At 34.3% G+C, this 11,940-nt stretch carries 10 protein-coding genes and 2 pseudogenes; all 12 read right to left on the bottom strand.

The window, feature by feature from the left end:
- Positions 1 to 72: 72 nt before the first annotated feature.
- The 12 genes and pseudogenes from KME09_14410 to KME09_14355 all read right to left on the bottom strand — a co-directional run bounded on the left by KME09_14410 (position 73) and on the right by KME09_14355 (position 11,926).
- Positions 73 to 558 (bottom strand): allophycocyanin, encoded by a 486-nt coding sequence (locus tag KME09_14410; GenBank protein MBW4535124.1) that lies wholly within the window; start codon positions 556 to 558, stop codon positions 73 to 75.
- Positions 559 to 922: 364 nt separating this feature from the next.
- The gene (locus KME09_14405) at positions 923 to 1,444 is read right to left on the bottom strand and encodes a hypothetical protein (GenBank protein ID MBW4535123.1); all 522 of its coding nucleotides are present in this window, start codon (positions 1,442 to 1,444) and stop codon (positions 923 to 925) included.
- A gap of 252 nt (positions 1,445 to 1,696) precedes the next feature.
- Positions 1,697 to 4,000 (bottom strand): NACHT domain-containing NTPase, encoded by a 2,304-nt coding sequence (locus KME09_14400; protein ID MBW4535122.1) that lies wholly within the window; start codon positions 3,998 to 4,000, stop codon positions 1,697 to 1,699.
- Positions 4,001 to 4,841: 841 nt separating this feature from the next.
- Positions 4,842 to 5,243: pseudogene (locus tag KME09_14395) on the bottom strand (four helix bundle protein).
- Positions 5,244 to 5,475: 232 nt separating this feature from the next.
- Entirely contained in the window at positions 5,476 to 5,877 is a 402-nt protein-coding gene (locus tag KME09_14390) for a response regulator (GenBank protein ID MBW4535121.1), read from the bottom strand.
- Positions 5,878 to 6,200: 323 nt separating this feature from the next.
- Positions 6,201 to 6,380, bottom strand: coding sequence for a hypothetical protein (locus KME09_14385; protein ID MBW4535120.1), 180 nt, complete (start codon positions 6,378 to 6,380; stop codon positions 6,201 to 6,203).
- Between the two features lie 239 nt (positions 6,381 to 6,619).
- Positions 6,620 to 7,021, bottom strand: a complete 402-nt coding sequence (locus KME09_14380) for a fasciclin domain-containing protein (GenBank protein ID MBW4535119.1) — start codon at positions 7,019 to 7,021, stop codon at positions 6,620 to 6,622.
- Between the two features lie 304 nt (positions 7,022 to 7,325).
- Complete coding sequence (gene cynS, locus KME09_14375) at positions 7,326 to 7,769, bottom strand: cyanase (protein ID MBW4535118.1); 444 nt, start codon at positions 7,767 to 7,769, stop codon at positions 7,326 to 7,328.
- Positions 7,770 to 8,030: 261 nt separating this feature from the next.
- Positions 8,031 to 8,309 (bottom strand): Uma2 family endonuclease, encoded by a 279-nt coding sequence (locus KME09_14370; protein ID MBW4535117.1) that lies wholly within the window; start codon positions 8,307 to 8,309, stop codon positions 8,031 to 8,033.
- Positions 8,310 to 8,349: 40 nt separating this feature from the next.
- On the bottom strand, positions 8,350 to 9,213 hold the full coding sequence (locus KME09_14365; GenBank protein ID MBW4535116.1) for a fructosamine kinase family protein: 864 nt from the start codon (positions 9,211 to 9,213) through the stop codon (positions 8,350 to 8,352).
- Positions 9,214 to 9,271: 58 nt separating this feature from the next.
- Positions 9,272 to 9,370 (bottom strand): annotated as a pseudogene (locus KME09_14360) (IS1 family transposase).
- Positions 9,371 to 9,445: 75 nt separating this feature from the next.
- The gene (locus tag KME09_14355) at positions 9,446 to 11,926 is read right to left on the bottom strand and encodes a dynamin family protein (GenBank protein MBW4535115.1); all 2,481 of its coding nucleotides are present in this window, start codon (positions 11,924 to 11,926) and stop codon (positions 9,446 to 9,448) included.
- Positions 11,927 to 11,940 lie beyond the last annotated feature (14 nt).

Here is an 11,940-nt window from a genome sequence, read left to right as displayed (position 1 = left end):
CGCTTAATGTGAATTAGCTTCGTTCTAATTTATTAGTTTTTAGCTGTAAGCTGTAAATCTAATCTAAATAATTTATGCCAGTGTAGTAATTAAATAATCGAAATATGCACCAACTTCGCTAACATCTTCTCCTGGCAAAAGAGCGATCGCGATCTTTTTCATATTACGGACACTTTCGGCAACAGAATCAATGGGAGTACCGAGAGATTTGTACATTTGACGAACACCAATAATACCAATCTCTTTCATTGGCGTGTTGTTTCCCGCAACAATACTATAGGAAATTAAGCGTAGATAATAATCCATGTCCCGTAAACAGGTAGCAGTCATTTCCTTTCCGTGAGCATTACCACCAATCGCAGTTAAGCGCGGATGCTTGCTAAAAAGTTCATTCGCTGCTAATTCAACAATGCGAACGCGACTCTGGCTCAAGGCTTGGGCAAGTTGGAGACGGCGATCGCTACTCTTGATGAAGATCTTAATCTGCTCTAGTTCTCCAGGAGTAAAATAACGAGCCTCATCATCTGCCTGGAGAATCATTTTTGTAATGGTACTCATTGATTAACTCCTAAAATATTTATTTAAATTTAAGTTGATGTTTTAATTTTTTGACTTGTAAAAATAGTTGACGATAGAGAGAGAAAACAGAATTTAGGCATGAATTAAATTCTGTTTTAAACTTAAGTATTCTTTCTTTTATAACTGTGACAGAGCGATATTTGAGATCATGTTCTAGCAAATGTTTGAAATGTATAAAATTAGTAAATAATGTTTTATTTTGCTGGAAAATTCAAACTAATAACGTTTGTAATTCAAATCAATAGCTTCGTTCTCATCTTTTTTTTTACCAGAGATGCTATCTCTCATTCAACAGTGAGCAATGAGTCCTAAAGGATTAGCTTCGCGTCACAATGAGCAATGTTCACTGTTCACTGCTCATTGATAATAGCGATCGCTTGTCTTCTGTATACTGTTTTTTCGGTAATTTCTTGTCAGGGAATAATAAAGCAGTTTCAATTTCTTGTTGGAGTTCAATTGTTAGTTCAAAGTTATGCTCCAGACAATCGATGAGTAATTTATTTGCATCATAATATAGTTTTAAAATTTCTTGGTTATTAAAATGCCAATAAAACTGTGTATTGCGATAGATGGCAACTGCCGTTTTCAACTCTTCAATCCAGACAAGATACTCAAATTCACACCAAAACAACTCGTATCGTACTCGATCTTCTATATTAGGAAGTTGTTCTTTAAATTGTTGTAAAGGTTGTGGTAATCCAATATCAAGAACAGTAGTTATGGCAGTACTAAGGGTATCAATACAAGCATGAGCCTGGGCAATATTACAGCTACAACTAAAGCTAATGGTCAATTGCAACAATAAATTATCTAATAGTGTATCAAAGATAACCATTTGCGCAGAAATAAGTTGAGATTTGTGCATAATTTGGATTCAAAAGTCAATCAATAACAACACTTGATTGATGATTTAATAGTAGGATTGACTACTGTTTAATGCTATTTATTTTGAGTTCCTATGTATGCTAAAACAGATCTATTGCGACAAATGTTTAAAATGTATAAGATAAGTCTGTTATGTTTGAGTTCGTAATAAAATTTAAATCAATATAAGCGGTTAGAGTCAGTTATTTGCTCTAATTTATACATTCCTCTTTTTTTAAGAAGAGGTAACTGTTCATTGCTCCCACTCTCTGTTTTCGATTTCTTTTCCAGGTAATAATAAGGCAGCTTCAATCTCTTGTCGCACTGTAGCGGTCACTTCACAGTTACTGTTAAGGCAATCGAGGAGTAACTTATTCGCATCATAGTAGCGTTGCAGAATTTCCTCTTGTTCGGGGCTAAAGTGCCAATTGGATTCAAGATTACGATGTAGAGCGATCGCAGTTTTTAATTGCTCATTCCAGGCTAAATAATTGACTTGATACCATGACTGAAAAGCTGCTCGATCTCGATTGGGATCGGGGAGTCGATCTTTAAGCTGTTGTAAAGATTGCTGCAACCCAACATCGAGAACAATAGTCAGGGCATTACTAAGAGCATCGGCACAAGAGTGAGCATGGACAAAATCACAACTAGAGTCCATAGCGCATTCCAACACTAGGTTATCTAATAATGTGTCTAGAAAAATACCCTGGTCGAGAGTACAGGCAAGAGCGAAATGGGGAGCAAGATGGGGAGTTTGTGTCAGACCAAGATAAAAAGCGCGAGTTGCTACTAGACTGGGTTGAGGTCTAAGGAGAGATTTCTGATTTGCCCAGGTTAAAAACTTTTGGAGATAGGGATCTTGGGCGACTAAAGCATCAATTTCCTGTTTCATCAAATGTACCAAAGAGTCGGCACTCCGTAACATTGCAGTAGTCAACAAAAAGATTTCGCGCCAACGTGGTTCGGTAATGTGACTGACCAAACGTTCTAAAGCCCGCTCTAGTGACTGCAAATTATGACTGGCAACTATTTTGCGAGCGGTAAAGTATTCTTGAAAAGTTAACGAGGAAAAAGAAAAAATTCCCCGCATTCGTTCGGCTAATAGACCATGTTGTAACTCGATCGCCTTCAGTATAACTTCGCTATCTAACTGGAGTTCTTCTGGTTCAGTGGAGGCATTGGGTAAATCACTAATAAAGTCGCCAATCTGTTGTTCGACAGTTTTTTGCTCAAAAAAGTAATCTCCCCGTTCAAAAGTCGCAGCAGCAATCTGACTCATCAGTTTAAGCTTTTGAGGTAATAAAAATCCTTGATAGACCTCATCCCGCTCGATGCCTTTAATTTCATCCCATTTGCCCAATAGTAGGTCTAGACATTGCTTATAAAATTCGGCTTTTTGATTAGGAAATTTTTCTTGGCGATGGAATACCCAGCAAGCAAGATGAAGAAACAAAGGTGTGACTACCAGTCTGCGGAACGACATATTTTCAGGCAGATCCAACTTTTCAATAAACTGAACTGCTAAATCTAGCTCGTCGAGATCGTTTTTTTTGGTAAACACGGCAAACCATTTCTGCGCAAAAGCAACAATTTGTGATTGGGTAAACGGAGCAATTTCAACATCGGTAAAACCTTTAAGGTTAAATGTCTTGGCAGCAGTTCGACAGGTGACGATTAACAAGTTTTGGGCATATTTTTCCGAGAATTGCCGAATTTCCTTTAAGACTGGATGGTTATCTTGATGGGCAACTTCATCGAGTCCATCGAGTAAAAGTAAAACTCTACCTTTATTTAGTAAAGTTTTGCTCGTAGACTGTTCAGTAATACCATCGGCAATCAACTCAGCGCGAATATAATTCAAGAGGCTAAATGTCCCCGTCTTTTTAGAATCGTCAGCATAATCTTTTAAGGGAATAAAGATGGGAACTAAATCGGCAGCAAAATTGCCTTGATTACATTCAATCGCCAAATGTTGCAGAAAAGTAGTTTTACCACACCCAGGTTTACCCAGTAATCTAAGTTTAGAATGAGCTTTAACTATGCTCATACCTGATGTTTGGGCTTGAGAAATTTGACCTAAACCAAAGCGATCGAATTCTTGGACAGTCGGATTTTGTAGATTCGAGATATCTGTCCACTGTTGACTAGCAATCTCCTGCAAAAGATTGACATCGATGTAGATATGTTCAAGATCTACAGGACGATTGGTATCTAATAACTGTAAAGTACCGCACTGAGCTTGAATTTTTAAATGCCGTTGCGATCGCACTTTTTTGACTAGGGCATCGATATTAATCGCAGCTTGTGTTCCTGGTTCGGGAAAATCCTCTGGTGGATCGAGCGCAATTTCCCGCCAATCTAAGTCTAAAATTTCACAAAGTTCGATGAAATTATAACGTTCGATAGGACGACCTGTAAAAAATCTCCAGACTGGCTGACGAGTCTTTAAATTTACTTCTTCTGCCAGATTTTCTTGATTCCAGCCTTTACGATTAAAAGCTTTTTTGGCTTGTTTAATCCCGTCTGGAGATGCCTGAAGCGATCGTTTTGCCATGAGAAAAAAGCCTCCCCAAATTTTCTCGCGATATTTGATTTTGATAATTTGATTCTAAAACCTGAATATTTTTTATTTTTTATTTTTTATTTTTTATTTTTTATTTTTTATTTTTTATTTTTTATTTTTTATTTTTTATTTTTTATTTTTTATTGATTAATTTAGATGATAACGCTTTTTCTAGAAATAAACTATACAACTAAACAAAATCAATTAATTGCAATTTAATTATTTTGAGCATAAGTAAAATTTTCTAAGCCTTGTAAAATATAGAGTATAGATAAATTTATCCAACTTAAAAAGTTTAAATTTTTCCTAAATCATTGTTATGTACGATATCGTTCAGACAAAGTGAAATAAACTAGATAAGATTAAATTAAATTTATAAAAATCAGAATTTAAATTTACTTAAATACGCGCTGCAAAATACTACTTTAAATAGAGACTTTTGGACATCATAAACTAGGAAATTTAGGGAATTATGTTTTATGAGTCAAGTAATAAATTTAAATTTAAACAATTTTGAAGTATGTAACTGAAGAGTAATCTGTACGTCCTAAATAATACCGCTACGCATATAGCTATTAGCTTCTAGCTATTAGCTTCTAGCTTTTTAGTTGATTTGCTTGCATGGCGAAATAGTCGAATCACATTGTCCTAAAGGACGACGCGAAGCTAGTCCTAAAGGATAAGCTCCGCAAATGCTTTAGCATACACCTTCGGATATACCCTTGTGGTATACATCGATCTAGCAACGCCTAAAAATAAAGTAGAAAAATTGGCTTGGCAAAAATATGTACTACGCTTAATGTAAATTACCTTCGTTCTAATTTACTAGCTCTTAGCTTTTAGCTTTTAGCTTTTGATTCAAAGAGTTTATCATTCTAGAAAATTCATCTATTTTATCTGTTAAAAGCAGAGATTTATTAAAATCTATATATCCTAAATCTCTAGCAATTAATATTTGGCATTTTACTTCATAGGCGCTACCTTGAGCTATATTAAGAAAACGGCTAAATTCTGAGGGCGTAATTTGTGGGTTTCCCGCAAATGTTGACCGCCCGAAATCACCATCTCGTCCGCAGCCTTCACTTATGTTTGATTCTATCGAAACTGAAGCTCGTCTTATTTGATTGGTTAGACCGTATCTTTCTTCAATTGGAAAATTAGCAGTTATTTTCTATAAATTAACAGTAAAATTATGGGCTTTCTGCCATATTATGAGCTTGGTAAAATCCTGCATTTAAATAAGTAATTATAATATTAACTAACATTGTACTATAGTGCTTCAAAGAGCTAAGAGCTAAGAGCTAAAAGCTAAGAGCTAAGAGCTAAGAGCTAAGAGCTAAGAGCTAAGAGCTAAGAGCTAAAAGCTAAGAGCTAAAAGCTAAAAGCTAAGAGCTAAAAGCTAAAAGCTAAGAGCTAAGAGCTAAAAGCTTTTAATGTCCTTCTTTCTTCTGTTTAATTTTAACTGCTTAAACTTGACAGAGATTTAAGTACTTGGTTAGTTTATCTTCAAACTCGTCAAGAATCAATGGTTTGCAGATATAGTCTTCAAATCCTGCACTACTAATTTTTTCTTGGTAATAAAGACTAGATAATCCTGTTACAGCGATTACAGGAATATTCTGCGTCAATAAATTTGCTTTAAGCTGAGTTATAACTTCAAAGCCAGACATACCAGGCATAACTATATCTAGAAGAATTAGGTCTGGTATTTTAGCTACCGCTAAATCCACAACCTTTGTGCTGTCAATTTCTCCATAGCATTTGCAATTTAACGCTTCTACAATATAGCTGAGGAGAAATAGGTTATCATAATTATCATCTACGGCTAATACAGAAGGAACAGTTCTAGAGCGGCTTTTATACAACATTACAGTTAGAGGCATGACCATAACTTTAAATAATTTCTGCTTAATTAAAAAGTATAATTATCTCTAATTAATAATTTTTTGCTCTGATTATCTTAAAGAATAAAGTAATAGATGTAGACGATCAGTGTTCCGTAAATTCAGGCTATTATTGTACTGTTTTTATAAATTTTTATAAGTTTTAGCTCCAAGAAATTATTGTTGTAAAATTTGACAATCTTACTATTTTAGTCTTGTCAAAATTGATTTTGTTTTCCCAAAAGTTTTAGTCAGAAGTTGATTAAATTAGATTTTCATTGACGTTAATATAAGATCAATCGCTAGATTTAATTTACACTGCTTTTTGCGATCCGAATAAATACCTCCTGCTGTCGCAAATAAAGCAAATGCATTTCACATACTTGATGTTTTAATTCATTGAGATCGTTAATATTTTGAATTGCTAGACAAAAATCATAATGTGTCAACTGTTTTTCCAAAGGTAAATTGTTAAGCGAATTATTCATGGTTTGTACCTTGTTTAAAAAATATCTATCTCATGTTCTTTAATATTTTAGATTGAAGTAATTGTATGTGTATATATTGGGCAAAATTGGTGGAGTAACGACTTACTGTTAAGATCACTACTCCACCATCGGTTACTTATCTAGATATGCCTTGTTCTTGCTTACCAAAAAAAGCTTTTAGATTTTTCTGATTGAGCTAAGAGCTAAAAGCTAAAAGCTAAAAGCTAGGGCGAAGCCCTTTACCCAGGCATTAACACTGTGTCAATGATATGGATCACGCCGTTATCAGCCGCCACATCAGCTTTGGAAACAGTGGCATCATTTACTTTGACACCTTTACTAGCATCAATTTTTACTTCTGAACCTTCAACTGTTTTAGCCGACTTCATTTTAGACACGTCTGCTGCCATGACCTTGCCTGAAACAACATGATAGGTTAATATCTTTTTTAGTTGAGGAACATCCTTGAGTAATTTATCTACTGTGCCTTTAGGAAGCTTGGCAAATGCGTCATCGGTGGGTGCAAAGAGGGTAAATGGACCTTTACCTTTGAGAGTGTCTACTAAACCAGCAGCTTTAACGGCAGCAACTAGAGTTTCAAATGAACCAGCATTAATTGCGGTATCTACGATATCAGCCATTTATTGTTACCTAGTTTTGTGTAATCTGTTAACAATTGCTAACAAATATCACTATGGCACTCTACTATTTAAGATTGTGTTTAAGCAAAGGGTTGAACAACGTATAAATTGTTTGTATTGTTCTAGAACAAGCTAAATCTTTACATAGAAATCTTAATCAAAGTATGCACTAACTTCGCTAACATCTCCTCCAGGCAAAAGAGCGATCGCTCATCTATAGCCCTACGGAACAATGTTAGGACATCTTTGAAATACTATTTCCTATTTCCTATTTCCTATTTCCTATTTCTATTTACGGCTATAATTACCATTTCTTATAAGGTAAAAACTTTCCACACATAACTATTTGTACGCGATCGCCTTTGGGATCTTCAACTTTTTCTACTTCTACAGAAAAGTCAATGGCACTCATGATCCCATCGCCAAACTTTTCATGGATTACTGCTTTGATAGGCATTCCGTATACCTGCATTATTTCATAGAAACGATAAATTAAAGGATCGGTGGGAATTTGTGGTTCAAGAGAACCTTTTAGGGGTGGAATAGTTAGAGGTTCAGCCATTGATTCTGGTAAACCCAAAGTAGTTACAATTTTGTTGGCTTCGTCCATGTCGGCACTGGCTTGACGATAAATAACCGATGCAACCCAGGTTTCGTCTCGTCCCACTACTTTTCCTAAATCTTCAAAGGTAATACCCTTGGCTTTTTTTGCTGCTAATAGTTTTTCAGTGATTTCTAAAATAGGCATAATTCTTGCTCCTTAGTTTAATATATGTTGTTTAGTGTAATTGCTGAGTAAAATCACTTTCAATCGTTAAGGGGCTTTCTCCCAGCCCTCGATTAATAAACTCAATTAAAAATGCGGAAGATAATTTGGGCAAACAAGAGCTGATTCAATACTTCTCGTTTAACAAATGCGGATTAATCTATGAGGCTAGAAAAGTAACGAGTAACGAGTAACAAGTAACCCTACCTACTATTCACTACCTACTACCTACTACTTAACTAATCAATAACAAAGCTTAAACGAGAAGTATTGAGAGCTGATTTCAATTTCTACGTATTGTGAATCGACTAACTGATAAAATTTTATCTCTTCGTTTTGCCAGAACCAAACTTCACTAACTCCTAAATATTTATACTTTGACAAATCTCGAACACTACCGCTACTAAAAACTACTTCTATTGCCAGATCGGGTATTTTTTTTTCTATTTCAAAACTAAAACTGTGATCTGGTTCTTTACCTGCTGTAATTGGTCTGTAAACATGGTTATAGTTTCCTGTCACTGTACTATGGGTTAGTTCGCGATCGCTTTTATTTGATGTCTTAGGGAATTAATCGTTGAATGATTGTTTGAGCCTGATTAGCATATCCACCGCCAAACAAATTGAAGTGGTTTAGAACGTGATATAGATTATAAATACTTTTTCTTTGCCCATAGCCACTGTCTAATTGCCAAGCTTCGTTATAACCTTGGTAAAAAGCAGTTGGAAAGCCACCAAATAGTTCCGTCATTGCCAGATCCGTTTCGCGATCGCCATAATAAGTTGCAGGATCTAAAATTATCGGTGCGCCATCGCTACTAATTGCTGCATTACCTGACCAAAGATCGCCATGAACTAAGGAAACTGGAGGCTGCCACTCGGCAAGTTTATTTCTAACTAGATCGACTACGCGATTCGACTCAGGAAAATTACCCCCACGACGTTTAGCCAGCTTTAATTGATACCCAATCCGCTGTTCGGCAAAAAAATCTGCCCAATTATCCATCCAGGTATTAATCTGAGGTGTTGAGCCAATCGTATTATTTAGTTCCCAGCCAAAGTCTTGACTCGTTCCTACTCGGTGCATCGCTGCTAACTGTCGTCCCATTTCTGCCCAGCTTTGATTGCTGCCACTTCCTAAATCTAGCCATTGCAGTACAAGATAGCTAGAATTAGCTGCTGTTCCCCAGCAAACTGGTTGTGGCACAGTAATTGTCTTAGTAGCATACATTTGCTTTAAACCCAAAGCTTCTGCTGCAAACATCTCCACTTTAGACACATCGTTTAACTTAACAAAATAGGTTCTATCTTTACTGCTGACTCGATAACCTTGGTTAATACAGCCACCACTGACAGATTTAGTATTGGCGATCGCAAATTCTTGTTCTGTTTCTCGACTAATAGCTTGAGCAATCTCTGTCCACATTGATTTGAAGTTAATACTAGGTTTGTAATCATGCTAATAGTTTTTAACTAGCCCACAACCCTAGACCATTTAAGTACATATTTAAACAGATTTCTTTAACTTGGGGATAATAATCTTTAGTCGAATAAGAGTCTCAAAAGATGCGATCGCGCTCTTTTACATTTCCATTTTTGTACTTCTAACAAATTAACTCTTAATTTAGAATATCTTAATTGTTTAAGAAATATGTTTATTATTTACTTTGTACCATTAAAGCATTAATTTTAGAGGAGATATTACTAATTTTTTGTTGATTTTGAGATAAATTATCTTGTCTTTCAATTAAATTTTCTAGAATCAAAATTGCTTCCTTAATTATTTGACTAGATAGTTTTATTTTGTTTTCAAAAACTAAAGTTATTTCCTCTGATATTTTATCGAAGGTTTCTTGTTGAGATTCATAAAATTGTTCAAAACCTTTTTCCAAGATAATTCGCTTGATTTTATCCTGTTTACTTTCACCAAATAATGCTCCTAAGCCAAAACCACTACCTAAAGCAGTTAATGTAATTGGGATTAATCCAATTCCTGTAAAAGCTAATAAACCTAAACCAACTAAACCTGCCCCACTTAATCCCAAACCAAAACCCACTCCATTACCATTATTATCATCAATATTACTAATATTTATATTTAAACTAATTTGTTGTTGAGAAATGAATGATTCAAGCTGATGTTTAATATTCACTCCTACTTGATTATCAAAATTCTCAAATAAATCCTCTAAGGCTTCTATGATTGACTCTATTTCTGAATCTATTAATTCAAGCTTACTTTTTAAAATTGATTTTTGTATTATATGTTTTAGCCAATTGTTTAATTCATTTATTAAAGCATTATGAAATTTTTCAGAAAAGAATTTTAGTATTTTCGTTTGATCTTCGTGAGTAGATGTCCATGTTTCGCTTTCTTGATAAATTCTATCGGCTAATTCTTCCACCCACTCATTCCATGAATCAATTGTTTCATTAATAGCTTCTTCTTTTAAGTATATTACGTATTGATATAGCTCTACATCCCAAGAGCTTACAACCCCTATTTGTTCTAAAACATCTTGTTTATCTTCTTGTTGTTGCTCTTGGAATGATAGGATTAGATCTTTTACTTTATTAACATTCTGGTTTAGTTTGATTGAGCCTATTTCACTAGTTAGAAAAGTCTCGATAGATTCAGTTAAACTGTTAAATGAGTTGAGATATTTATCTTCATAACCTTCTTTTATGGCATCTAAAGCAGCTTGAGCAGAAATAAAATGAATTCGATTGTCACCTGTGATGATTGGATTATTGTTATAAGCAAATCTTTCTATTCTTTCTTTAACACTTGCTCTATCTGTTTCTTGGCGCAGCAAATCCATAAAATTCACAACGATAAATAAATTACCAGCAGCTTTACTATTATCTCCATCGTTAAGTTTTGTTTTTAACTCGCTAATTAATTCCCTTTCTCCCTGAGTTAATAAACGAGAAGCATTAGTTAAAAAGATTACTGCATCGGTATCCTTAATTAATTGTTCCGTAATTGCACTTCTTTCGGGATGTTCATTTAAACCAGGAGAATCAACTATTTCAACTCCATGACGACATAATTCTAAATTAGGATGTTCAAAAACAATTTCTTTTATTTGCGATGTAGTTAATTCGTCACTAACTCCATCTAATGCTGCGGCTTCAGAGATAGCTGCTTTTTCATGGTATTGCTCTAAAGGAATTTCTTCTTCTCTACCGTCTTTATAGCGACAGATTACTCGTTTTTGTTGACCATATTTTAATATTGTTACCGTACCGCTACAGGGAATTGCTCTTACGGGTTGTATTTCCTCTTTTAGTAAGGCATTTAATAGAGTCGATTTACCTTGGCTAAACTCTCCGACGACTGCAACCCGAAAACTTGGGGATTGTAATTGATGGGATATGGCACTGATTTGTGTAAGAAATGTATCAGGAATTAAATTATTTTCATGATATTCATCCATAATTTGATGAAGCTCATAGCAATAGTTGTTTAGCTGTTTACATGATTGCTGATATTGTCGTAGATATTCATAAGATGTTGCGGTAGTTTCTATCTCTTTTTGCTGTTCAGGAGTATTTTCTAAAACAGCCAACATATCTTTAGCTACATTAGACACTGCAATGTCTAAATATTCAAAATTTACTGGATTAAGTAATTCTTTTACTACCTTTGAGGCTTCTAAATTGCAATTGTTTTTTTCAAAAAATATACTTTCTATAGTCTGTAAATAGGTATTTTGTATTTTGAGTAATTCTGCAATATCTTTAATATTTTTTTGGTTATTGATTGTAGATACGCTATGAATATACGTAATTAATAAAAACTTTTGTGACTTAGTTAAATATTGTTCGATAACTGTAAACTTGTTATTTATTGTTTCTATTTCAGACTCGTGAATATATTCAATTATTAAATCCGTCAATTGTCTAGTCAGGCTAAAAATATTACTAAAATTGTATAAATGTTCTTGCAAATATTGTTTTTCGTTTGATTTTGATACAGAGTTAATTTTCACTAAAGCTATACCTAAAGCTGTGATCAAACTCACAGACGGAATAACATTTTCTTCACACAAGCTCAATCCAGTTATTACTTCAAGAATATGAACAAGCTTATCTTGAGCAGTACGATTATTAATATCCATTCTATAGTTAGTCAATTTTATTATTTATA

This window comes from Pleurocapsa minor HA4230-MV1, assembly GCA_019359095.1.
In the GTDB taxonomy this organism is placed as follows: Bacteria; Cyanobacteriota; Cyanobacteriia; order Cyanobacteriales; family Xenococcaceae; genus Waterburya; species Waterburya minor.
The sequence above is the reverse complement of the archived record's forward strand: the minus strand, read 5'-3'. Positions and strand labels throughout refer to the sequence as shown.